26 protein-coding genes are annotated in these 23,044 nt (G+C 66.2%); 10 read left to right on the top strand and 16 right to left on the bottom strand.

Features of this window, described 5'->3' with window-relative positions:
* Positions 1-261 precede the first annotated feature (261 nt).
* Entirely contained in the window at positions 262-1,662 is a 1,401-nt protein-coding gene (locus JQ633_RS25580) for a TAXI family TRAP transporter solute-binding subunit (protein WP_211987858.1), read from the top strand.
* Between the two features lie 89 nt (positions 1,663-1,751).
* Here JQ633_RS25580 and chrA read toward each other — a convergent pair whose 3' ends face one another.
* A complete protein-coding gene (gene chrA / locus JQ633_RS25575) occupies positions 1,752-2,957 on the bottom strand; it encodes a chromate efflux transporter (RefSeq protein WP_211987857.1) in 1,206 nt (401 codons plus the stop codon).
* Positions 2,958-3,133: 176 nt separating this feature from the next.
* Between chrA and JQ633_RS25570 the strand changes: the two genes are divergently transcribed.
* The 3 genes from JQ633_RS25570 to JQ633_RS25560 are packed head-to-tail and all read left to right on the top strand — an operon-like array spanning position 3,134 to position 4,906.
* A complete protein-coding gene (locus JQ633_RS25570) occupies positions 3,134-3,604 on the top strand; it encodes an ArsI/CadI family heavy metal resistance metalloenzyme (protein WP_211987856.1) in 471 nt (156 codons plus the stop codon).
* 11 nt (positions 3,605-3,615) lie between these two features.
* Positions 3,616-4,026, top strand: a complete 411-nt coding sequence (arsC, locus tag JQ633_RS25565; protein WP_211987855.1) for an arsenate reductase (glutaredoxin) — start codon at positions 3,616-3,618, stop codon at positions 4,024-4,026.
* Positions 4,027-4,075: 49 nt separating this feature from the next.
* Positions 4,076-4,906: an extracellular solute-binding protein gene (locus JQ633_RS25560; protein ID WP_211987854.1), complete on the top strand. Its 831-nt coding sequence runs from the start codon at positions 4,076-4,078 to the stop codon at positions 4,904-4,906.
* Here JQ633_RS25560 and JQ633_RS25555 read toward each other — a convergent pair.
* The 4 genes from JQ633_RS25555 to JQ633_RS25540 all read right to left on the bottom strand — a co-directional run bounded on the left by JQ633_RS25555 (position 4,862) and on the right by JQ633_RS25540 (position 7,357).
* The gene (locus tag JQ633_RS25555) at positions 4,862-5,560 is read right to left on the bottom strand and encodes an ABC transporter permease (protein ID WP_211987853.1); all 699 of its coding nucleotides are present in this window, start codon (positions 5,558-5,560) and stop codon (positions 4,862-4,864) included. The two genes, JQ633_RS25560 and JQ633_RS25555, sit on opposite strands and share 45 nt — an antisense overlap.
* 210 nt (positions 5,561-5,770) lie before the next feature.
* Positions 5,771-6,526 carry a Crp/Fnr family transcriptional regulator gene (locus JQ633_RS25550; protein WP_211987852.1) on the bottom strand — a complete coding sequence of 252 codons (756 nt, stop codon included), beginning with the start codon at positions 6,524-6,526 and terminating at the stop codon, positions 5,771-5,773.
* Between the two features lie 168 nt (positions 6,527-6,694).
* Positions 6,695-7,057 carry a PRC-barrel domain-containing protein gene (locus JQ633_RS25545; protein ID WP_211987851.1) on the bottom strand — a complete coding sequence of 121 codons (363 nt, stop codon included), beginning with the start codon at positions 7,055-7,057 and terminating at the stop codon, positions 6,695-6,697.
* 90 nt (positions 7,058-7,147) lie between these two features.
* A complete protein-coding gene (locus JQ633_RS25540; protein WP_211987850.1) occupies positions 7,148-7,357 on the bottom strand; it encodes a hypothetical protein in 210 nt (69 codons plus the stop codon).
* A gap of 254 nt (positions 7,358-7,611) precedes the next feature.
* Here JQ633_RS25540 and JQ633_RS25535 point away from each other — a divergent pair, with 254 nt between their 5' ends.
* From JQ633_RS25535 to JQ633_RS25525, 3 genes are read left to right on the top strand one after another with little or no spacing between them, the layout of a single operon-like run.
* Complete coding sequence (locus tag JQ633_RS25535) at positions 7,612-7,803, top strand: hypothetical protein (RefSeq protein ID WP_211987849.1); 192 nt, start codon at positions 7,612-7,614, stop codon at positions 7,801-7,803.
* Between the two features lie 28 nt (positions 7,804-7,831).
* Positions 7,832-8,047, top strand: a complete 216-nt coding sequence (locus JQ633_RS25530) for a hypothetical protein (RefSeq protein WP_211987848.1) — start codon at positions 7,832-7,834, stop codon at positions 8,045-8,047.
* Positions 8,048-8,097: 50 nt separating this feature from the next.
* Positions 8,098-8,319 carry a hypothetical protein gene (locus JQ633_RS25525; protein ID WP_211987847.1) on the top strand — a complete coding sequence of 74 codons (222 nt, stop codon included), beginning with the start codon at positions 8,098-8,100 and terminating at the stop codon, positions 8,317-8,319.
* 170 nt (positions 8,320-8,489) lie between these two features.
* On the opposite strand, the gene JQ633_RS25520 is transcribed toward JQ633_RS25525, so the two are convergent.
* Together JQ633_RS25520 and JQ633_RS25515 are read right to left on the bottom strand one after the other, a co-directional pair.
* Entirely contained in the window at positions 8,490-9,392 is a 903-nt protein-coding gene (locus JQ633_RS25520; RefSeq protein ID WP_211987846.1) for a DUF6537 domain-containing protein, read from the bottom strand.
* 7 nt (positions 9,393-9,399) lie between these two features.
* Positions 9,400-10,068, bottom strand: a complete 669-nt coding sequence (locus tag JQ633_RS25515) for a Crp/Fnr family transcriptional regulator (protein ID WP_211987845.1) — start codon at positions 10,066-10,068, stop codon at positions 9,400-9,402.
* Between the two features lie 319 nt (positions 10,069-10,387).
* On the opposite strand from JQ633_RS25515, the gene JQ633_RS25510 reads away from it, so the two are divergent.
* Positions 10,388-11,500: a cyclic nucleotide-gated ion channel gene (locus JQ633_RS25510; protein WP_211987844.1), complete on the top strand. Its 1,113-nt coding sequence runs from the start codon at positions 10,388-10,390 to the stop codon at positions 11,498-11,500.
* Positions 11,501-11,511: 11 nt separating this feature from the next.
* A complete protein-coding gene (locus JQ633_RS25505) occupies positions 11,512-12,297 on the top strand; it encodes an enoyl-CoA hydratase/isomerase family protein (protein WP_211987951.1) in 786 nt (261 codons plus the stop codon).
* A 157-nt stretch (positions 12,298-12,454) separates the two neighbouring features.
* Here JQ633_RS25505 and JQ633_RS25500 read toward each other — a convergent pair whose 3' ends face one another.
* Both JQ633_RS25500 and JQ633_RS25495 read right to left on the bottom strand, forming a co-directional pair.
* Complete coding sequence (locus tag JQ633_RS25500; RefSeq protein ID WP_211987843.1) at positions 12,455-12,889, bottom strand: DUF6157 family protein; 435 nt, start codon at positions 12,887-12,889, stop codon at positions 12,455-12,457.
* A gap of 12 nt (positions 12,890-12,901) precedes the next feature.
* Entirely contained in the window at positions 12,902-13,546 is a 645-nt protein-coding gene (locus JQ633_RS25495) for a glutathione S-transferase family protein (RefSeq protein WP_211987842.1), read from the bottom strand.
* Positions 13,547-13,627: 81 nt separating this feature from the next.
* Between JQ633_RS25495 and JQ633_RS25490 the strand changes: the two genes are divergently transcribed.
* Complete coding sequence (locus JQ633_RS25490; RefSeq protein WP_211987841.1) at positions 13,628-14,629, top strand: helix-turn-helix transcriptional regulator; 1,002 nt, start codon at positions 13,628-13,630, stop codon at positions 14,627-14,629.
* A 4-nt stretch (positions 14,630-14,633) separates the two neighbouring features.
* Here the strand turns inward: JQ633_RS25490 and JQ633_RS25485 are convergent, their stop codons facing one another.
* The 7 genes from JQ633_RS25485 to JQ633_RS25455 form a co-directional block, all read right to left on the bottom strand.
* Positions 14,634-15,347, bottom strand: a complete 714-nt coding sequence (locus tag JQ633_RS25485; RefSeq protein WP_211987840.1) for a nitroreductase — start codon at positions 15,345-15,347, stop codon at positions 14,634-14,636.
* Positions 15,348-15,481: 134 nt separating this feature from the next.
* On the bottom strand, positions 15,482-16,726 hold the full coding sequence (locus tag JQ633_RS25480; RefSeq protein ID WP_211987839.1) for an acyl-CoA dehydrogenase: 1,245 nt from the start codon (positions 16,724-16,726) through the stop codon (positions 15,482-15,484).
* Between the two features lie 29 nt (positions 16,727-16,755).
* Positions 16,756-18,003, bottom strand: a complete 1,248-nt coding sequence (locus JQ633_RS25475) for an acyl-CoA dehydrogenase (RefSeq protein ID WP_211987838.1) — start codon at positions 18,001-18,003, stop codon at positions 16,756-16,758.
* A 114-nt stretch (positions 18,004-18,117) separates the two neighbouring features.
* Positions 18,118-19,245 (bottom strand): acyl-CoA dehydrogenase family protein, encoded by a 1,128-nt coding sequence (locus JQ633_RS25470; protein ID WP_211987837.1) that lies wholly within the window; start codon positions 19,243-19,245, stop codon positions 18,118-18,120.
* A 111-nt stretch (positions 19,246-19,356) separates the two neighbouring features.
* Positions 19,357-21,228, bottom strand: a complete 1,872-nt coding sequence (locus tag JQ633_RS25465; protein ID WP_211987836.1) for an AMP-binding protein — start codon at positions 21,226-21,228, stop codon at positions 19,357-19,359.
* Between the two features lie 41 nt (positions 21,229-21,269).
* Positions 21,270-22,076 carry an enoyl-CoA hydratase/isomerase family protein gene (locus tag JQ633_RS25460; RefSeq protein WP_211987835.1) on the bottom strand — a complete coding sequence of 269 codons (807 nt, stop codon included), beginning with the start codon at positions 22,074-22,076 and terminating at the stop codon, positions 21,270-21,272.
* A gap of 200 nt (positions 22,077-22,276) precedes the next feature.
* Entirely contained in the window at positions 22,277-23,035 is a 759-nt protein-coding gene (locus tag JQ633_RS25455; RefSeq protein WP_211987834.1) for an SDR family NAD(P)-dependent oxidoreductase, read from the bottom strand.
* Positions 23,036-23,044: the final 9 nt, after the last annotated feature.

The raw sequence follows: 23,044 nt of genomic DNA, 5'->3' as shown, positions 1-23,044 counted from the left end.
CGGCGGCCGAATGCACCTGTAGCCATTGCGAAAAGCATATGTGTCCCCACCGCGATAGTGGCGAACGTCATGCGGCATCGCGGCGCAGGTCCTCGCCGGTTAAGGTTACGGCCAGGGGGGCGGTTTGCATTCCACCGAGGGAGGTATATCGTCCCCGGATCGTACGAAATTTTCTTTCTTTTATAGTGATTTACGGATTCGCCGGGCAGCGCCGCGCCGGCTCGGCTGTGGCATACGGGATTCCCGGACGGGTGACGAGCCATGAGTGCTGAAGCCCCCACGCCTCCGCCGGCCCCACCTCCGGCGCGTGCGACGGTCGCCAAGAGCAACCGCGCGCAGATCATCCTCTTCTCGCTGCTGACCGTGCTGCTGACCGCCGCCACCGTGTGGGGCGGCCGGATCTGGCTGCGCAATTCGGAGATGCTGGTGTTCGCGGTCGGCGAGGCGAACGGCCCGGAGGCGAAATTCGCCGCCAAGCTCGAGACCGTGCTGAAGAACAATTCCTCGCGGCTGCGGCTCAAGATCGCGCCAAACCCCGACAATACCCGGGCGCTGGCCCAGTTCGACCGCCGCGACGCCGCGCTCGCGATCCTGCGCACCGACGCCAAGGTGCCGCCGCGCGCCCGCGCGCTGGCGATCCTCGAGCATGATCTGGTGCTGGTGCTCAGCCCCGGCGGCAAGAAGATCAAGTCGCTCACCGAGCTGAAGAGAAAGAAGATCGCGGTGATCGGCGACGGCGACAACAGCGTCGCCTTCGTGCGCAGTGCGCTGGAGATCGCCGACAGTCCGGACGCGGCGCAGCGGGTGCAGCAGGCGCCGGCGAACACGCCGTTCGACAAACTGTTCGCATCGGGCTTTTCCGCCGTGATCGCGATCGAGCACGCCTCCCGGATCATCAAGGACAAGTCGTACGAGCAATATGCGCGGCGCAGCGGCGGCTTCACGCTGAACCCGATCGACGCGGCCAAGGCGCTGGCCCGCAAATATCCGGCGATATCGGAGGAAACCGTCTCGACCGGCATGCTGTCGTCCTCGCCGGCGATCCCCGACGATGAGCTCGACACCATCGGCCTGGAGTGGCTGCTGGTCGCGCAGTCGCGGATGCCGACCACCACGGCGAGCGAGCTCGCCCGCATCATCTACGAGAACAAGGCCGAGCTTGCGCTGAGTGACGGCTTCGCCTCCAAGATCGAGCCGGCCGAAACCGACAAGGATGCCTTCATCATCGCGCATCCCGGCGCCGCCGAATACATCAACGACGACACCAAGTCGTTCATGGATCGCTACAGCGACATGATGTATCTCGGTGCCGCCGCGCTCAGCATCATCGGCACGATCTTCGCGGCGATCTACGCCAAGATCACCCGCATCGCGCCGAAGCGGGCGAGCGAACTCGCCGGCGCGATCCTCGGCATCGGCGAGCGGGTCGAGCATGCCACCTGCGTCGAACATCTCGACGAATTGCAGGACGAGCTCGAGGCGATCCTGCGCCGCGCGGTGGTCGGCCTGCGCGACGGCAGCGTCTCCAGCGACGGGCTCGATACGTTCAAGCTCGGCTACGAGTTGGTCCGCGACGAGATCGCCCTGCGCCGCGACCACCTCAAGCGCCACCCGCCGGCGCAGGACGACAATGTCGTGGTGGTGAAGGCGGCGAGCGGGTGAGCTGCGCGGTAGCCGCGTCGGTCTCGCTACTCCACCGGTGTCGTCCCTGGGAAAGCAGGGACGACACCGAATTTGCGGTGCGGCCGCCCTTACGCCACCCCCGCCAATACCACCCCCGCGATCGCGCTGAAGGCGACCACCACGAGCGGCGGCGCGCGCCAGACCGTGAGCAGGACGAACCCGACCAGCGCGACGGCGAAGTCGCGCGGGCCGAGCACCGCGCTGGTCCAAACCGGATGATACAGCGCCGCGCCGAGGATGCCGACCACCGCCGCGTTGACGCCGCGCATCATCGCCTGCGCACCCGCCCGCCTGCGGAACGTGTCCCAGAACGGCAGCGCGGCGAGCAGGATCAGGATGCCGGGCAGAAAGATGCCGACGAGGCCGACGATCGCGCCGGCAATGCCGTGCGGCGCGATCGTCACGACAGTGCCCAGATAGGCCGCGAAGGTGAACAGCGGTCCGGGCACGGCCTGCGCGGCGCCGTAGCCGGTCAGGAATGCATCGTCGGTCACCCAGCCCGGCGCGACGACCGCCTCGCGCAGCAGCGGCAGCACCACATGGCCGCCACCGAACACCAGGGCGCCGGAGCGGTAGAAGGCCTCGAACAGCGCAACGCCTGAATCCGGCACGAGCCGCGCCAGGATCGGCAGGCCGATCAACAGAAGCGAAAAAGCCGCCAGCGCCGACAGTCCCGCGAACCGCGATACCGGCATCGCGAGATGGCCGCCTGCATGGGCCTCGCCGTTGCGGCAGAGCGCAAACCCGGCAATGCCGCCGAGCAGGATCGCGCCGATCTGCGCGATCGACGAGGTGCTGAACAGGATGAGCAGCGCCGCGGCGACCGCGATCGAGGCGCGCGTGCGGTCCGGACACAGCGTGCGCGCCATGCCCCACACCGCCTGCGCCACGATCGCGACCGCCACCAGCTTCAGCCCGTGCACCAGGCCGCTGCCGAGAGGGCCGCCGAGCGCGCCGGCGCCGTAGGCGAACAGCACCAGCACGATCGCCGACGGCAGCGTGAAGCCGGTCCACGCCGCCAGCGCGCCGCCATAGCCCGCGCGCATCAGGCCGAGCGAGAAGCCGACCTGGCTGCTGGCCGGACCGGGCAGGAACTGGCAGAGCGCCACGAGATCGGCATAGGCCTGCTCGTCGAGCCATTTGCGGCGCTCGACGAACTCATGCCGGAAATAGCCGATATGGGCGATCGGCCCGCCGAACGAGGTCAGGCCCAGTTTCAGGAATGCCGCGAACACTTCGCCGATCGTGCCCTCGGGCCGCTTGTCAGCCATCATGCAATTGCCGTCGAGATTTCCTGCGGAGCCCGGTTCGGCATCTATCATATCGCAGAAGATATGAAACGGGTTCGATGCGATCGTCCGGGCCGGGCAGCGTCGCAAACTCAATTGATAATCGACCCATATTTCAATATTCGTTGAGACCATCGGACGACCGCCTGAAAGGACCGACCATGAAGCGCCTGCATGTTCACGTCTCCGTCGAGGACATTTCGCGATCGATCGGTTTCTACTCGGCGTTGTTTGCCGCCCAGCCCTCGGTGGTGAAGTCCGACTACGCCAAATGGATGCTCGACGACCCGCGCGTGAACTTCGCGATCTCGACACGCGGGCGCGAGCCCGGATTGGATCATCTCGGCATCCAGGTCGAGAACACCGAGGAGTTGCACGAGGTCTACGGCCGGCTGCAGCAGGCCGGCGGCAACGTCATCGAGCAGGGGCAGACCACCTGCTGCTACGCGCAATCCGAGAAGGCCTGGATCGACGATCCCGCCGGCATCGCCTGGGAGACCTTCCACACCACCGGCGAGAGCGCGGTTTACGGCGACGGCAGCGGCGAGAACCGCGCCCGCGTCGCGCATGAGAAGCAGACCGTCTGCTGTGCGCCTCAGGCGGCGACGAAGCCGTCGTCGGCGTGCTGCTGAGCGCAACAGCGATGGACGTGATCATCTATCACAATCAAGCTTGCGGCACTTCGCGGAACACGCTCGGCATGATCCGCCATGCAGGCATCGAGCCGCACGTCGTCGAATATCTGAAGACGCCGCCGGCCAAGGCCATGCTGCAGCAGCTGGTCGCACGCATGGGAATTTCCGTGCGCGAGCTGCTGCGCGAAAAGGGCACGCCCTACACCGAACTCGGATTGGGCAACAGGGCGCTGACCGATGACGAACTGCTGGATGCGATGCTCGCACACCCGATCCTGATCAACCGGCCGATCGTCATCACGCCGAACGGGGTGCGGCTGTGCCGGCCGTCCGAGATGGTGCTCGACCTGCTGCCGCCGCAGCGCGGTGAATTCGTCAAGGAGGACGGCCAACGGGTCAGGCTCGACCGCGGCGCCTGATATCCCCTCCCTCGCCTATCGCCCACGCGACGAGATGGAAGTAAGTAACATGCGAACAATCTTCACGGCCCTTGTGGGCATACTGGCGTGGTGTGCGGCCGCGAGTGCGCAGGAGCGAACGATCACGGTTGCCTCAACGACGTCGACGGAGCAGTCCGGCCTGTTCGGCCATCTGTTGCCGCAGTTCACCAAGGCGACGGGCATCGGCGTCAAGGTCGTTGCCGTCGGCACCGGCCAGGCCCTCGATATCGGACGGCGCGGCGATGCCGACGTGGTGTTCGTTCACGACAAGCCGGCCGAGGACAAGTTCATGTCCGAGGGGCAAGGCGTGAAGCGCTTCGACGTCATGTACAATGATTTCGTCATCGTGGGGCCGAAGGCCGATCCGGCGCACATCGCCGGCGGCAAAGACGTCGCTGATGCGCTGCGAAAGATCGCGGCGGCGAAAGCGCCCTTCATCTCGCGCGGCGACCGTTCCGGAACGCACCAGGCCGAGCTGCGGCTCTGGCAGGATGCCGGCATCGACCTCTCCGCCGCGAAGGGCGACTGGTATCGCGAGATCGGCCAGGGCATGGGGCCGGCGCTCAACATGGCATCATCGACCGGCGCCTATGTGCTGTCTGATCGCGGCACCTGGCTGTCGTTCAAGAACCGCGGCGATCTTGCGATCCTGACCGAAGGCGACAAACGGCTGTTCAACCAGTACGGCGTGATGCTGGTCAACCCGGCGAAGCATCCAAGCGTCAAGGCGCAGGACGGCCAGGCCTTCATCGACTGGCTGATCTCGCCGGCCGGGCAACAGGCCATCGCCGGCTACAAGGTCGGCGGCGAGCAGCTATTTTTCCCCAACGCGGCCCACGAGCAGAAACGCGACGGTTGAGACCGCGACGCTCAAAGCAAGCAGGATCAGTCCGAGCCCGAGCGCCAGCGGCAGGTCGCCCTTGCTGGTTTCGAGCGCGATCGCTGTCGTCATGGTCCGCGTATAGCCGCTGATATTGCCGCCGACGACGATGATGGCGCCGACTTCGGCAATGGCCCGGCCGAAGGCGGCGAGAAAGGCGGTCAGCAGCGAGGCCCGCCCCAGCGCGAACAGCAGCAGGATGCTGCGCGGCAGCGACAGGCCGTCGGTGCGTGCGAGATCGCCATACTCCATCCATAGCAGCGACGACGGCCGGTGCACCAGCGCGACCACGATCGGCGTCGCGAGCAGCGTCTGGGCGATCACCATCGCGGTCGGCGTGAACAACAGGCCGGCCGATCCGAACAGCCCGGACCGCGACAACATGAGATAGAGCGCGAGCCCGACCACGACGGGGGGAAGGCCGAGCAGCGCGTTGGTCAGCACGATGACGACATGGCGGCCGCGAAACCGGGCGATGGCAAGCCAGGCACCGATCGGCGCACCGATCAGCAAGGCAAGGATGCTCGCCGTCAGGCTGACGCGCAGCGACAGCGCGACGATGCCGAGCAGCTCGGGATCGGCGCGGCCGATCAGGGACAGCGAGGCACCGACCGATTGCACGAAGTCGCTCATCCCCCGCGCGTGCCTCGCCGGCTGTGGGGGATGAGGCCGTACATGCGCTTCATTGACGGGGACCTGCGAGATTGGCGGGAGGCAGCATCGGCCGGGCACGCTTGGCGCCAGCCGGTTGCGGAACCATAGCGTAGATCGGGCGTAGCAGGTCAAGCAGCCGGCCCGACGCGAGCCCGGACGGCCCCGCCTATGGCGGGACCCGCAGCCGCATCATCCCGCCGCGGCGTCGACGATCCCGGCGTCGAGCTGCCGCCCCTCGTGATCCATGTGCAGGTAATTCGGATTGAACAGGCCCGCCTGCATCAGGCGGTCGAGATCGGGGACGGCAAGGGTCCGGCCCTTGAGCACGATCAGCCCGGCGGCACGCAGCTCCTGCAGCGTCCGGTTGACATGCACCTTGGAAAGGCCGGTGGCGTCGGCGAGATCGGCCTGGGTCAGCGGAAACTCGCAGCTGTCGCCCTTGGTCAGTCCGGCGAGGCGCAGGCGGAGCCAGATCTCGCAGAGCAGATGGGCGGTGCGCTCCAGCGCCGTCCGCTGGCCGAGATTCATCGTCCATTCGCGCTGGATCGCGGCATTGACCAGGGTGTCCCACCACAACGCGGTGGCGATGCGCGGGTGTTGTGCAGCGACCTCGTCGAAGAATTCGCGCGGCAGATCGGCGGTCGACACCGCCGTGATGGTGCCGATCGAATGATCCATTTCGCGCAGGATGAAGACGTTGACGTCGCAGATGTCGCCCGGCAGGAAGAACGACACCACCTGCCGGCGGCCATCCTCGAGCTGCTTGTAGCGGCAGGCCCAGCCCGACAGGATCAGGTGCACGTCCTTCGGCTTCTCGCCTTCACGCACGATATCGACGCGCGGAGCAAAACGGCGCACGCGCTCGGACGAGGCTCGACTGAGGATGGCATGATCGACGGCAGAGAGCCGGACGAATTGCTCCAATTTACGAACTAGCGATGCCAACGACATGGTCTCCCGGCACGTTCATCGGGTAACCACCGGGCCGGCTTCAATAACCCATGTTACATTGCACAGATATTGGCGAATGTTCACAAGTGTACACACGCGCCGATTAATTCGGCGCCGGACAACAGGCCGCGACACGCGGCCTGTTGTGATTGCGCACCCGATTCAGACGAACGGCACGCCGTAATAGTCGTTCACTGCGCGCGTGGTGCCGGTGTCGGACCAATTCCAGTCCCGCTCATTGCCGTATCTCGGCGCGCCGCGCAGCTGGTCTTCGGTGACGCCGGTGACGTAGCCGCCGAGCCGCGTGTCGTATTTCAGCGACTGCCACGGCAGCGGATAGTGATCATTGCCGACGCCGAGAAATCCGCCGAAGCCGAGCACGGCATAGGAGACGCGTCCGCTCTTCTTGTCGATCATGACGCGCTCGATCGAACCGATCTTGCGTTCGCCGGCGCCATAGACCGCAGTGCCTTCGACCTTGTCGCTGCCGATGAGATTGCCGGTTTCCTGCTCGTCGACGTTCATGCTTTCCTCCATTTGCTGCGCAGATCCGCAACGACCGATGCAGCTCATCGTTCCTGCGGCACTTTGCTCGCTCGGCGGCATTCTGCGCGCTCAGCCCGTCGGTGCTTCACTCTCGTCACCGGACGTCATGCCCGAGCCCGGCGTCTTGTCGCCGTCGTTCAACTTCGGATCGCGCGTCGCCTCGCGCGAAGGTGACGCCGTCCCGGGCCTGGTCTTGTGAGCGGTTTGCGCCCGCCGTTTATCAGCCGGCTGCTCCTGGCCCTTCTCATCCCTGACGATGCCGTGGTTGGAATGTTTCATTGGCAAAAATCCTCGAAGCCGATCGTTGAAGTCCCTTGAAGCCATGCGGGCCCCGGCGCCGAAAATGCGCCGAGGCCCGTCACCGGAGTGGTCCGCTGCTCTCGGGGAGCAAAGCAGCGAACGCACTTGGCTTACGCGTCGCAGCGCAGATCGTTCCTGCGCGGTCGCGCGCGATTTTCACGCATCGATGTCATGGGTTAACGACGCACCCAAAGGAACCTGCCTAGAATTTCGTGTTCCAGGTTGGAGACGGCATGACCAAGAAGAAACGCAACCGGGCGCGGCCCGCCGGATCGTTCGAGGACCGTTTGCAGCGGTTTGCCGAGAACGCCCGCATCGCAGCACGCGGCATGCCGCCGGGACGGGAACGCGAAGCCTTGATGAAGAAAGCCAGGCAGACCGAGGCGGTGATGGAGGTCAGCGAATGGCTGGTGCCCCGCAAGTAACGCACGGGCATGCCGAGGAGCAGACGTCATGATTGAGGAACGATTTGACTCGCGTACGCTCGCCACCATGAACGCGGCGCTCGACCGCGTCTGCGGGGAAACGCCGCACGGCGAGGAACATGCCACGCGCAGGCGCGTTGCCCGCTACATCATCAAATGCGCCAAGAGCGGCAGAACGACACTCACCGAGCTGACCGAAGCCGGACATCAGGCGCTGGTCAAGCTCACCGCCGCGGCAGGATAATCATCGCACCTGCGCCTGCCGCTCTCGGCCATCAGCAGAGGCGGCAACCCATGCGCATCGCAATCAGCATCGGCCTGCTGGTCGTCTTGATCGCCGTCGGAGCCTATGTCTATCAGGGCCTGACCGTGCCGGACGCGCCGGTGCCGGCCTATGGCATCATGCTGTTCACGATCGGCATCGCATTGATGGTCGTCGTCGGCGTCGGCCTGATGGGACTGCTGTTCTACTCCAGCCGCCACGGCTACGACGAGCCGCCGCACATCGAGCGGTAGGTTGCGGGTGCGTAGCAGAGCCCGACGCCATTAGTCCCGTCATCCTGAGGTGCGAGCGCAGCGAGCCTCGAAGGATCGACGGCCACCAGACGGGCCGATTCATCCTTCGAGGCTCGCTGCGCTCGCGCCTCAGGATGACGGGTATGTCGTCATCGGATGACTTCAACCTCTCAGCGCGACAACTTCGCCGCCGGCACCCGGGCGCGGATCTCAGCGATCTTGCGCTTCAGCGCGGCCTGGCGCGGATCGGGCATCGCGGCGGCCCGCGCCTCGGCGATGGCATCGGCGAGATCGGGCAGCGCCAGCACGCCGTCGAAGGTCGGCTTGGCGAGCCCGTCGATGATCGCGTGCCAGTCCGCGATGCCCTGGCGATATGGATCGCCGTAGCCGCGGACCATGGTCGCGGTGTGGATCACCGCCGAAGCCGCAGCCGGCTGCTTGGTCAGGCTACGGTCGATCATGTGCAGCCAGCGCTCGACCCAGACGCGCTCCTTGGCATAGCGGATCGAGAACAGCCGCCAGCGCTTCAGGCCGGCCTCGATCCGCAGCCGGCGCACGCTGAAGCGGCTGTTGGCGGAAAAACGGATCGACACCCGGCGCCGCCGCCAGCCGAGCCGCTCTAGCAGGCCGAGGATCGGATCGGCGACCACAGCCGGCAAGGCATCGATCAGCTCGTCGAGACGGAATTTCTTGACGTCGTCGGCGGAGCGCGCCGTGAGCACGCCGGCCGCGTTGACCTCGGCGAGCTTGAGCTGCGCGATGCGGATCGGATCCTCATAGGCCATGCGCTGCGCCATCAGCTGGGCGATATCGGCAAGCATCGCGTCGCCGACGCCGTGGCGGCCGACGAAGCGGTTGAGCCGGTCGACATAGAGCTGGGCGTATTTCGTGCTCTGATATTCGATCATCAACTGGATCGCTGCACTGACCGCAGGACCAAGATGCACCGGGCAGGCGTCGGGCAGCACCGGCGGCCCCTCGTCCTCGTCGCCGATGATGTCGGCGAACAGGTAACGGAGCGAAGCCAGCAGACCATCGTCGTCCGGCACTGCGGTTTCTCCAGAACTCGTCATCGCCGGCTCATGCGGGCTTGGGCTCCGCCACCGGTCGCGCCGTATGCTGCGCCAGCTGTTGCTCCAGTGTCGAGATGTTCTGGAACAGACGGGCGCTGGCGAGACGCAGGAAGTAGAACCCGAACGCCGGGTTCTGCACGTAGAGCTGCTCGACCTGGTCATAGGTCACCGACAACACCGTGCCGTTCTCGACGCATTCCAGCGTCTGGGTTCGGGTGTTCGACGGCGACAGCATGCCGAACTCGCCGACCAGGGCGCCGACCGGCAGCTCGATGCCGGACTCGACCAGGCGGAAGCGGCCGCTGACGATGTAGAACATGCTGTCGGCGTTCTCGTCCTTGTAGAACAGCACCTCGCCCGCGGTGTATTTGCGCTCCGTCGTGAACGGCCGCAGCCACTCCATCGACAGGTCGCTGTTGACCGACTTCTTCACGCTGCGGACCAGCTGGAGCATCTGGTGCAGGCGATAGGTGTTCACCGGCAGCAGCACGGTATGCAGGATCAGCACCGCGTAATTGTGGGTCGGTATCGCGGTCGCGATCAGGATGATGTTGGTCAGGATGGCGAAGACGCGCAGCGGGATCATGGTGCGCATCGACAGCGTGGCGACCACGAAGATCGATGCGAAGAGGCTGCCGGCGGCGCCGGCGTGCTGCGCGAGGTGTGAGGTATCCATCGGAAACCAACCCAATTCTCAGGAAGTGAATCAATCGCTTATTAGTCGCTGCACTGCGGCCGTGGTCGCATCGATCGGACAGCATCCCTGATATACGGGGAAAAAGCGACGATTTGTCCGGATTCTCACACTTGCCGGAGGCGAAATCGAGTCAGGATGGCTAGGCCATTCGTCCAACCGATGGCGCCTGCCGCCAGCGCGCCCGCGTTGACGGTCTCGGCCGGGGCAGGCAGGTTGTCGGCTATCAGGTTATCGGCAACCGGCCTCGGCGTCTCGCAGAGCGGGGTCAGGCACTCACCGACAGGCAAGCTAACGTTCGATGTCCAAGCGGCTCTTCATCCCGGCGTTGGAGCGCTTCATTTCGGCCACCGCCGGCCGCAACATGACCACGGCGGCCTATGCGGCAGTCGCGCTCGGCGTCGCCATGATGGCGCTGCTGACGATCGCGCCGGCCTACGACGCGGCGGCGCGCTGGGTCGATGCGCTGCTGTGGGCGTGCCTGATCTACTTCGTATTCGAATGGCTGGTCCGCCTCCGCCACATGGGACGGCAGGGCAAGTTCTGGTTCTACGCGCTGTCCAGCGCCGGGGTGGTGGACGCGATCGGCGCGCTGGCAGTGCCGGTCGCCCTGATCTGCGGCGTCGAGCCGAAGACCGCATGGCTGCTCGGCGTGCTCTGGGTGCTCAAGGTGGTGCCGGGGATTCCGGGGCTGCGCCAGTTGCGGCGCGTGCTGGTGGTGGAGTCCGGGCCGCTCGCCAGCGTGCTGGTGATCTTCCTGATGGTCGTGTTCCTCGCCTCGGTCGCGGAATATTACCTGGAGCGCGATGTGCAGCCGCAGACCTTCGGCAGCGTGCCGGCGGCGCTGTGGTGGGCGGTGGTGACGCTGACCACGACCGGCTATGGCGACGTGGTGCCGATCACCCCGCTCGGCCGCGTGGTGGCGGCCATGGTGATGATCTCGGGCCTCGGCGTGTTCGGGCTGTGGACCGGCATCCTGGCGACCGGCTTTGCCGCGGAGACCCGCCGCGACAACTTCCTGAAGACCTGGGAAACAGTAAGCAACGTGCCGTTCTTCACCCATCTCGGGCCGGCCGCGATCGCCGACGTCACCCAGATGCTGCGGACCATGGACCTGCCGCCGCGCACCATGATCATCCGCAAGGACACCAACGGCGACTGCATGTATTTCGTCGCCGCCGGCGAGGTCGAGGTCGACCTGCCCGGCCGCAAGGTGCCACTCGGTGAAGGCGCGTTTTTCGGCGAGATGGCGCTGCTCGGCAACGCCAAGCGCGGCGCCAGCGTGTCGACCACCAAGGTGACGCGGCTGTTGGTGCTTGACCTCGTCGATTTCCGCCTGTTGATGGCACGGCATCCCGAGCTCGCCGAGACCATCGACGCCGAGGCGAAGCGGCGCGAACGCGAGAATCAATGATGGAGACCAAGATGGCCGATGCGGCCGATACCGGCAGCGGACCCGTGCTCGAGATTTCCGGCGCGCGCGCAACCATCCGCCTCAACCGGCCGAAACACCTCAACCGCCTGCAGGCCGAGGATCTCGGCGAGCTCGTGAAACTGTTCGAGCGGATCGAGGCCGATCCGGCGATCCGCGTGCTGGTGCTGACCGGGACCGGGCGCGCGTTCTCGGCCGGCTACGACCTCAATTCGGTGGCCGAGCGCGCGGTGAGCGCGAACGAGCAGCAGAGCGCGGGCTCGGCGTTCGAGGTCGTGGTCAATCGCCTCGAGGATCTCTCCGTGCCGACGATCTGCCGGCTCAATGGCGGCGTCTATGGCGGCTCGACCGACCTCGCTTTGGCCTGCGACTTCCGCATCGGCGTCGACACCGCGGAGATGTTCATGCCGGCGGCGCGGCTCGGGCTGCATTATTACCGGAGCGGCATCCAGCGCTACGTGACGCGGCTCGGCGTCGACAATGCCAAGATGCTGTTCCTGACCGCGCAGAAGATCACGGCGCCGGAGATGCTGCGGATCGGCTATCTCACCGCGATGGTGCCGCTGGAGCTGCTCGACGAGGAAGTCGACAAGCTCGCCGCGATGCTGGCCGGCAACGCGCCCAAGGCGATGGCCGGCATGAAGCGCGCCATCAACGAATTTGCCCGCGGCGAACTGGATGAGGCCGCCGCCGACGCCCGTCACCGCGAGAGCATGCGCGGCGACGAGATCAAGGAAGGCATCCAAGCGTTCGCTGAGAAGCGGGCACCGCGGTTTTAGTTTCGTGCCGCAGTCCCTCTCACCGTCATCCTGAGGTGCGAGCGGAGCGAGCCTCGAAGGATGAATCGGCCCGGCCGGTGGCCGCGCATCCTTCGAGGCTCGCAAGAGCTCGCACCTCAGGATGACGGGACTGATAGCGCGCTTCGTTTCACCTAATTCACCCCCGCTTGCTCCGCATCGCGCGCGTTTGCGCGAGCTCCGGGTCCGCGGCCAGCGCCTGGTAGCGCTTGCTGCCGACGGCGTAGATCGCGATGCGGCCGTCGGCGTCGGCGTGGACGCCCCAGCCGAAGCGCTTTCCCAGCGGCGAGGCACGCATGCAGGCCTGGCCCTTCGAGAAGAACGCCTCGCGAGCGAGGCCGCGCTCCTGCTTCGTCGCTTTCGCATCGAGTGCGCGGCCCGGCGCCGACGTGGCGAACACCACGTCGTCGGAGGTGAATTTGTACGGCGCGGCCGCGATCATCGCATATTGCAATGTCGCGACCGTTGGCTGGCCACCCCGCGGCTGCGGCTCCTCGCCGCCGCGCGCCGGGCAATCCTCGGCGACGCGGATGAAGGTGTTGACGACGTTGGTGGTGTGCAGCGCCTTGGCCATCAGCGCAGCGTATCACACACCAGCCGCCGCGGCGTGCGCGGCCGCCATCTCCTGATCGGCAGCCGTGACCCGCTGATAGGCGGGGCGCGACGTGATCCGCTCGGCGTAGCGCACGAACACGTCCCGCTTCGGCACGATGCCGAACGTCATGGTCCAGTTGAACGCGATGCCCCAGAGGATATCGGCCGCCGTGATCTTGTCGCCGAACAGATACGGCCCCTTGGCAAGCTGCGCTTCGAGCGCGCCCAGCATGGTGTCGTAGTCGGCATAGGGCGACTGCGTGATCGGCGCCGGCTCGCGCTTCATGAAGTGGTCGATCACCGCCGGCTCGAACGATGAGCCGTAATAGGCGGTCCAGCGCAGATACGGGCCACGGCGCGGATCGTCGAGCGCGGGCGTCAGGCCGGCCTGCGGGAACAGGTCGGAGAGGTAGATGAAGATCGCCACCTGCTCGGTCACCAGCGCATCGCGATGGCGGATCGCCGGCACCTTGCCGAGCGGATTGATCGCCAGATAGGCGTCCTTGCGCTGCTCGCCCGCCTTCATGTTGAGGACGTGCAAATCATACGGCGCGCCGAGTTCCTCCAGCAGCACGCGGGCGCCGGTGGCGCGGCTCTGCGGCGAGTAATACAGCGTGATGCGGTCGGTGGTGGTCATGGCAGTCTCCTTGCGCCGTTCGGGGTGCGCCCCCGTTATGCCTGCCTATACCTGACATCTTGTGTCAGGTATGATGTCGCCATGCGCGCGAGCCGGCTGTTTTCCATCCTCACCACCCTGCAGGCGCGGGGCCAGGTCACCGCGCCCGAACTCGCCGAGGCCTGCGAGGTCTCGGTGCGCACGATCTATCGCGATATCGACGCACTCGCCGCCGCCGGGGTTCCCGTCTATGCCGACCGCGGCGCCGAGGGCGGCTACCGCCTGCTCGACGGTTACCGGGTGCGGCTGAACGGGTTGTCGCAGGGCGAGGCCGAGGCGCTGTTCATGGCCGGCCTTCCGGGACCCGCCGCCGCGCTCGGCCTCGATGCCGCGATGGTGGCCGCACAGACCAAGCTGATGGCCGCACTGCCGGAGAAGCTGCGGCCGAATGCCAACCGGATGCAGCAGCGCTTCCATCTCGATGCGCCCGGCTGGTTCGGCGCGTCCGAGGAGCCGAAGCATCTGCGCGCCATCGCCGGCGCGGTGTTGCGCGAAAACCTGATCGAGATCCGCTACCAGAGCTGGAAGGCCGAGAAGCGGCGGCGCGTCGCGCCGCTCGGCCTCGTGCTGAAGGGCGGCAGCTGGTATCTCGCCGGTCTCGTCGACGGCAGCGTCCGCAGCTATCGCGTCGCGCGCGTGCTCGATTGCACCGCGCTGGACGAGGCATTCGCGCGGCCGGCGGATTTCGACCTCGCCGCCTATTGGCGCGCCTCGACCGAACGGCTCGAAGCCGAACTGCATCCGAACCAGGCGACCGTGCGGCTGTCGCCGCTCGGCGTAAAACTGTTCAGCGTGTTGGCACATCCTTATGTCAAGGCGCGGATGCAGCTTGCCGAGACCGCCGATGCCGACGGCTGGCGGATTGCCACCATGCCGGTCGGCAAAACGGTGTGGCACGCCGCGTCCGAGCTGCTGCGGCTCGGCGCCGAAGCCGAGGTGCTGGAGCCGCACGAGTTGCGCGAGAAGATGGCCGAGATGACCGGCGCGATGGCGGCGCGCTATACCGACGCGCCGGCACGAAGGCTGGCCGCGCGCCGCGCCTGAGCGTCTATTCGTCGACGAAGGTCACGCTATCGGCCGGCGCCGCGCGCGAGGTGCGGTAGCTGTTCACCTTGTGCGCATGGTCGGCATAGCCGAACGAGATGCCGCAGACGATCTTGCGGTCATCGGGCAGGCTGAAATGGCGGCGGATCAGGCCGGAGTGGCGGGCGATCGCCGCCTGCGGGATGGTGCCGAGGCCGAGCGCCTGCGCCGCCAGCATGAAGTTCGAGACATAGCCGCCGCAATCGATCGCGCCGTAGATGCCGAGCGGCTCGTTGCTATGGATCACCGCGACATGCGGCGCGCCGAAGAAATTATAGTTCTCCAGTGCCTGCTTCGCGTAGGCGGCCTTGTCGCCGCGTGCGATGCCGAGCGTGTTGTAGAGCTGAAAGCCGCTCTCGCGGCGGCGCTCCAGATAGACGCCGACATATTCGCGCGGCGGTGTGAAATCGTAATCCTCGCCGAGACCACGCGAGGCCTCGGCATAGATCGCCTCGCGGAAGCTCTCCTTGGCCGCACCGGAGACGATCAGCACCTGCCAGGGCTGGCTGTTGCACCAGGACGCGGTGCGCTGTGCCGTGGCGAGCACATGCTCGATGGTCTCGCGCGGCACCTCGCGGGGCTGGAACGCGCGCACCGAGTAGCGCTCGTTGAGCAGCTCTTCGAGCGCGCCGATGCGGTCTTCGCTCGAATAGCGGGGATTTGGTGTCTTCGCGTCCATCGTCGAACTCGCTTTCGTGCCCCGGACGCGGCGCGGCACGAAGTGACGCGCGGCAGAGCCGGGGCCCATGGAAGGGGAGGTCCCGGCTCTGCGAAGCAGCACTGCGTGCTGCATCGCGTCCGGGACACGAGAGGTCAACGCCCCTTGGTCGGGATCTTGTTGTAGGGCACGTCCTTGTCGACCCGGATATCGCCGGGCAGGCCGAGCACGCGCTCGGCGATGATGTTGCGCAGGATCTCGTCGGTGCCGCCTGCGATGCGCATCGAGGGAGACGACAGCAGCATCTGCTGGAACTGGCCGTGCACCAGTTCTTCGCTCTCCCCGGTCAACGCGCCCGAAGCGCCCTGCAGATCCATCGCGTAGGTCGCGATGTCCTGCAGCATCATGCCGGAGACCAGCTTGCCGATCGAGTTCTCCGGTCCGGGGCGCTCGCCCTTCGACAGCGCCGAGATGGCGCGGTAGCTGGTGTATTTCAGCCCGCTCGACTTCACCGCCCAGCTGGCGAGCTTGGAGCGCACCGCGGGATCATCGATCGCAAGGCCGTCCTCCAGCATCAAATTGGAGCAGAACTCGAACATTTCAGGGACGCCGGTCGCAAGCCGCGAACCGATCGACATGCGCTCGTTCATCAGCGTGGTCAGCGACACGCTCCAGCCCTCGCCGACCGCACCGAGGCGCTGGCTGTCCGGGATCACGACGTCGGTGAAATAGACCTCGTTGAACTCCTGCATGCCGTTGGCCTGCTTGATCGGCCGCACCTCGACGCCCGGGCTCTTCATGTCGAGGAAGAACATGGTGAGGCCCTTGTGCTTGGGCACGTTCGGATCGGTGCGCGCGATCAACAGGCCGTAGTCGGAATAGTGCGCGCCGGAGGTCCAGATCTTCTGGCCGTTGACGACCCAGTTGTCGCCCTGCTTCTCGGCGCGGGTGCGCAGGCCGGCGACGTCGGAGCCGGCCGACGGCTCGGAGAACAGCTGGCACCAGATCTCCTCGCCCGCGGCGAGCTTCGGCAGATAGCGGCGCTTGGCGTCCTCGCTGCCCCACGCCATCACGGTCGGGCCGCACATGCCCTCGCCGATCTGGAACGGCTGGGTCAGCTTGCCGTAGACGCCCTCCTCCTGCTGCCAGATCACGCGCTCGATCGGTGTGGCACCGCGGCCGCCATATTCCTTCGGCCAGTGCAGGCAGGCCCAGCCGCCTTCGGCCTTCTTCTTCTGCCAGGCCTTGCCGACCTCGACCATGTCGTGCTTGGCGAGCTTGATGCGTCCGAGCGAGGACTTTGACAGCTCCGCCTCGAACTCCTTCGGCGCGTTGACCGCGACCCATTTGCGGGCGATGGCGCGGAACTCGGCTTCCTGCGGCGTGTCGTCGAAATTCATGGCGAACCTCTCTCGTTGTTCCGACGCCGTTACGCGCGGCCCTTGGTCGGGATCTTGTTGAAGGGAACGTCCTTGTCGACGCGGATGTCGCCGGGTAGGCCCAGCACGCGCTCGGCGATGATGTTGCGCATGATCTCGTCGGTGCCGCCCTCGACGCGGGTACCCGGCGCGCGCAGCAGCATCGCCTGGAATTTGCCGGCGACCTCGGCATCTTCGATCCCGTTCAGCGCGCCGGCGGCACCCTGCAGGTCGAGCGCGTAGGCCGCGACGTCCTGGATCATCGATCCCGCCACCAGCTTGCCGATCGAGTTCTCCGGTCCCGGGCGCTCACCCTTCGACAGCGCCGAGATCGCACGCATGCTGGTGTATTTCAGGCCGCTCGCCTTCACCGCCCAGTTCGCGAGCTTGGAGCGCACCGCGCGGTTCTCGATCGCGGGGCCGTCCTCCAGCATCAGGCTGCTGCAGAAATCGAACAGCTCAGGGAAGCCGGTGGCGACGCCGGCGCCGATCGACATGCGCTCGTTCATCAGCGTGGTCAGCGACACGTTCCAGCCGTCATTGACATTGCCGAGCCGCTGCGAGTCCGGAATGCGCACGTCGGTGAAATAGACCTCGTTGAAGTCGGAGGCGCCGCTGGCCTGCTTGATCGGCCGCACCTCGACGCCCGGGCTCTTCATGTCCAGGAAGAACATGGTGAGGCCCTTGTGCTTGGGCACGGTCGGATCGGTGCGGGTGAGCAGGATGCCGTAGTCGGAGTAATGCGCGCCCGAGGTCCATATCTTCTGGCCGTTGATCACCCATTCGTCGCCGTTCTTCTCGGCACGGGTGCGCAGGCCAGCGACGTCGGAGCCGCCGGCCGGCTCGGAGAACAGCTGGCACCAGATCTTCTCGCCGGAGGCCAGCGGCGGCAGGTAGTTGCGCTTCTGCTCCTCGCCGGCGAACGCCATCATGGTCGGGCCGCACATGCCGTGGCCGATGATGAACATCGCGCTGAGGCGGCCGAACGGGCCCTCCTCCTGCTGCCAGATCACGCGCTCGATCGGCGAAGAACCGCGACCGCCATACTCCTTCGGCCAGTGCAGGCAGGCCCAGCCGGCATCGGCCTTCTTCTTCTGCCAGGCCTTTGCGACCTCGAGGATGTTTGCGCCCTTGAGCTGGACGCGGCCGAGCGAGGCCTTACGCAGCTCCTCTTCGTACTGCTTCGGCGCATTCGCCGCGATCCAGGCCTTCGCCTCGGCGCGGAATGCGGCTTCCTGCGGGGTGTCGTCGAAATTCATGGTCTCAATCCTCGGCCGCGCCATTTGCGTCGTAGGATGGGTGGAGCGCAGCGATACCCATCTCTTTTGCCGCACAATATGATGGGTATCGCTTCGCTCCACCCATCCTACGATTTACGCCGCGTTCTTCTTGCGCATGCGGTCGATCAGCGCGTCTTCCCAATAGGACAGGCTGCCGAGGCCGACCGCGACTGCGTTGGCGCGGCGGTAGTACATGTGGCAGTCGAACTCCCAGGTGAAGCCCATGCCGCCATGGACCTGGATGTTGTTCTTGGCGCAGTGCTGGAACGCCTGCGTCGCGCTGATGCGCGCGGCGGCCGCCGCTTCCGGCAGCTCGCCGGCATTGGTCGAGAGCGCCCAGGCGCCGTAGTAGCAGTTGGAGCGCGCCAGCGTCGCCGAGACGTACATGTCGGCGAGCATGTGCTTGACCGCCTGGAACGAGCCGATCGGACGGCCGAAGGCGATACGGTCGAGCGCGTAGTCGCGGCCCATCTCCAGTGCACGGTCGGCGCCGCCGACCTGCTCGAACGCCATCAGCACGGCTGCACGATCAAGCACCTGGGTGATCACGCTCCAGCCTTCGCCGGCCGCGCCGAGCGGTTCGGCCTTGGCGTCCTTGAAGGTGATCTCGGCCTGGCCGCGCGTGAGATCGATGTTGGTCAGCGGCTTGACCTCGACACCGCCGGCCTTGAGGTCGACGATGAACAGCGAGACGTCGGACTCGCGCCCGCCGGTGCCGGTGCGCGCGGCAACCACGGCAAAGTCCGCGATCGCGCCGTCGGCGACCGGCTTCTTGATGCCGTTGAGCACGCCGCCATTGGCAGTCACGTTGATCGCCTTCGGCGACGGATTGCCCTTGCCCTCGAACAGCGCCAGGGTGCCGATCGCATCGCCGGAGGCGATCTTCGGCAGCCATTTCTGCTTCTGCGCGTCACTGCCCGCGATCAGGATCGCTTCGGCGGCGAGATAGACCGTCGACGAGAACGGCACCGGCGCCAGCGCGCGGCCCATTTCCTCCGCGATCACGCAGAGCTCGAGATGACCCGCGCCCGCGCCGCCGAACTGCTCGGGGATCGCGACGCCGAGAAAGCCCATCTCGGCGAGGCCCTTCCACAGCGACCTATCATAGGGCGCCTTGCCGTCGAGCACCTCGCGCACGGCCTTCGGCGGGCATTGCTCGGCGAGGAATTTGCGCGCCTCGTCGCGCATCTGCTTCTGTTCGTCGGAGAAATCGAAGTTCATGGCGTATGACCCACGTTGTTGCTTGCTTCGTAGGATGGGTGGAGCGAAGCGATACCCATCACGTGCTTGGTTTCGAATGATGGGTTTCGCTACGCTCTACCCATCCTACGGTCAGTTCAAAACGATCACCTCGTCACACGGCGTCTCGGCATAGAGCTTCTCCACCAGATCGGCGCGGCGCTCGAGGCCGGCGCGCTGGTTGATGTAGCCCTTGTCGGTGAGCTCGTTGCCGTCGATCGAGGGCGGCTCGACCATCAGCATCGCGCGCGCGATGCGCATGCTGCTGCCGGTCGCCGATGCATTGTGCGCCTGTAGGCCCTTCCTGAGACAGTCGATCACCGCGGGATGCGCAATCACGTCCTGATAGGTGGCGTTGGCGTCGCCGACGAGCTGGCGGCAGGCATGCAGGTTCGGCCAGCACAGCAAGCCGATCGAGCAGCGGTCCTGCCCGGCGACCAGCGCGTCGTGCACCACCGGCGTCGCGGCGGCGATCGCATCGGTGCGCAGCGATCCGACATGGACGAAGGTGCCGGTCGTCAGCTTGAAATCCTCGACCACGCGCCCGGCGAAGATGATGCCCTGCAGCGGATCATCGGGATCGACGAACACGCCGGCGTCGCCGATGCAGTAGAAGCCCTCCTCGTCGAACATCTTCGCGGTGAGGTCCGGCTGGCCGAAATAGCCGGGCGTGACGTTGACGCCGCGCAGCCGCAATTCGTACTTCGCGCCGCACGGCACCATCTTCAACTCGACGCCGGGGAACGGCAGGCCGATCAGGCCGACGCGCTCTGTGTCCCAATAGGTGCCGGTCGAGGTCGGCGCGGTCTCGGTCGAACCCCAGCCGGTGTAGAACACGATGCGCTCGCCGGTGGTCTTCACCGCCAGCGCCTGCATGCGGTCGTAGAGATCGTCGGGCAGCCGCGCGCCGCCATAGGCCATGATCGAGAGGTTCTTGAAGAAGCTCTGGCAGAGGCCTTCATCCTTCTCCATCGCCGCCGCCAGCGCGGCATAGCCGGCCGGGACGTTTGCGTAATAGGTCGGCGACACCTCGCGCAGGTTCCTGATGGTCTCCTCGAGTTGGCCCGGCATCGGCCGGCCGTCGTCGATGTAGAGCGTCCCGCCGTCGACCAGCACCGGATTGAACGCGGCATTGCCGCCCATGGTGTGATTCCACGGCATCCAATCCAGCACGGTCGAGATCGGTCCACCCGCCTCGCGCGGGCGCACCTGCATCATCATCGCCGCGTTGGCGCACATCATCTCCTGGGTGTTGATGACGGCCTTGGGCATGCCGGTCGAGCCCGAGGTGAACAGCAGCTTGCCGACGGTCTTGGGCGTTATCTTCGCGATCGAATCTTCGACTGCTGCGGTCACGGGCGTCGCCGCGAGATCGGCGAACGCGACGCTCTTGACGCCGTCGCAGGGCCGCAGCACGTGCACGACGGTGATGCCGGTGAGGTCGAGTGCCTTCAGCGCCTTTTCGAAGGTCGGTCCGTCCTGCACCATCACGACGGCGGGCTTGATCAGGTTGAACAGATATTTGAGCTTGAGGTGATCCTGGCTCATCAGCGAATAGGCTGGCGACACCGGCGCTGCCGGCAGCCGCGCCTGCATCGCGGCCTGCGTCATCAGCGCATGCTCGATCGAATTGCCCGACAGGATCGCAACGGGACGGCCTTCATCGAGGCCGAGATCGAGCAAGCCTTGCGTCAGCGCATCGACGGTGCGCTTCGCTTCACCGTAGGACACCTTGCGCCACTGCCGCTCGGGTCCGCCGCGCTGCGCCAGCCAGATCCGCTCCGGCGCCTCCTTCGCCCATTTGGCGAGCGAGGCCGGGACATGCGTCGCATAGGCCTGCAGCGGAATCCGCGACTTCAGCACCACGGTGCCGTCGTCGCGCCGCTCGACCGCGATGTCGCGCGCCAGCCAGTCCACCTTGCGAAAGGCCGGCTTGCTCAGCACCGTTGCCGCGTCACCATCCATTTTGCGTCTCCCGGAATTCTTTGTCCTTTGCGGATCTTCTGTCAGCGCCTGATATAGACAGGCTTTCGTTTCTCTAGGAAGGCCCTGATGCCTTCCTGAAAATCTTCCGAGCGGCTGCACAGCACCTGATTGCGATCCTCCATCGCAATCACCGCCTCGATCGAGCCTGCATCGACGCTCATGTTGATGCATTCCTTCGAGAGGCGGAGACCAACCGGCGAGGCCGTCATCATCGCATCGACGTAAGGATTGGCCGCGGCATCGAGATCGGCGGCCTCGACCACTTCGGAGACGAGGCCGACGGCGAGCGCGCGATCGGCGTTAATGAAGCGGCCCGTGAGGATCAGCTCCGATGCAACGGAGACGCCGACGAGGCGTGGCAGGAAGTAGCTGGTGCCGATGTCGCAGCCGCCGAGCCCGAGCTTGACGAAAGCGCAGTTCATCCGCGCGCCTTTCGCGGCAATGCGGATGTCGGCCGCGAGCGCCAGCGCGAAGCCGCCGCCGGCGGCCGCGCCCTGCACCAGCGCGATGATCGGTTGCGGACAGCGCCGCATCAGCATCACGATGTCGGCAATGCGGCGCTGCGAGTCGAGCGAGTCGGCGACGCTGGGCGGCTCGGCCTGCCCGCCGCGGCGCGCCATCGCGTGCTTGAGGTCGAGACCGGCGCAGAAATTGGCGCCGGCGCCCTTCAGCACCACGACGCGGGTATCACGGTTGCGCTGCAGGCCCTGGAAGTAGACGTTGAGCGCGTCGATCAAGGATGGATCGAGTGCGTTGAGACTGTCCGGGCGATTGAGCGTGACCCAATCGACCCCGTCGTGATGTTCAATCAGCAGCGGTTGAGACACGCGTCACTCTCCTGCATCTGCGAAGGCGGTGCCGGTTATTGCGCCCTCTCCCCTGGTGGGAGAGGGCATGTGCGGCCGTGCCGCGTGCTCGATTGGGTGAGGGGTCTGTCTCCGCGGAGAGATACCCCTCATCCGTCGCGGACTGCGTCCGCGCCACCTTCTCCCACAAGGGGAGAAGGGAAGTGCAGCAGAGCTTGCCGCTACCGCGGGGCCATGCGGATGGCGCCGTCGAGGCGGATGGTTTCGCCGTTGAGCATCGGGTTCTCGACGATGTGCACGGCGAGCGCGCCGTATTCGCTGGCGTCGCCGAGGCGGGCCGGATGCGGCACCTGGGCCCCGAGGCTCTTGCGGGCTTCCTCATTGAGACCCATCAGCAGCGGCGTCAGGAACAGGCCCGGCGCGATGGTGTTGACGCGGATCTTCAGGCTGGCGAGGTCGCGCGCGGCCGGCAGCGTGAGGCCGACGACGCCGCCCTTCGAGGCCGAATAGGCGATCTGGCCGATCTGGCCTTCATAGGCCGCGACCGAGGCTGTGTTGATCGCGACGCCGCGCTCCTCACCGATGGTCTCGAGCGTGGCCGCACGCTCCGCGAACAGGCGCAGCACGTTGAAGGTGCCGATCAAATTGACGTTGATGATGCGGACAAACTTCTCCAGCGGATAGACGCCGTCCTTGCCGACCGTGCGCTGCGAGCCGCCGATGCCGGCGCAGTTCATCAGCACGCGCGCGACGCCGTGCGCGGCCTCGGCCTTGGCGATCGCCGCCTTGATCTGCTCCTCGCTGGTGACGTCGGCATGCAGCGCGACGCCCTTGACTTCCGCCGCGACCTTCTCGGCGTTTTCCTTGTTCTGGTCGATCACGCCGATCTTGGCGCCCTTGGCCGCCATAGCGCGGGCGGTGGCGGCGCCGAGGCCGGAGCCACCGCCGGTGATGAGAACGGCAACGTCTTTCAACTGCATGGGAACAAC

It is taken from the genome of Bradyrhizobium tropiciagri (genome assembly GCF_018130505.1).
Classification (GTDB): Bacteria; Pseudomonadota; Alphaproteobacteria; order Rhizobiales; family Xanthobacteraceae; genus Bradyrhizobium; species Bradyrhizobium tropiciagri_B.
This window is presented reverse-complemented; position numbering and strand designations above follow the sequence as displayed.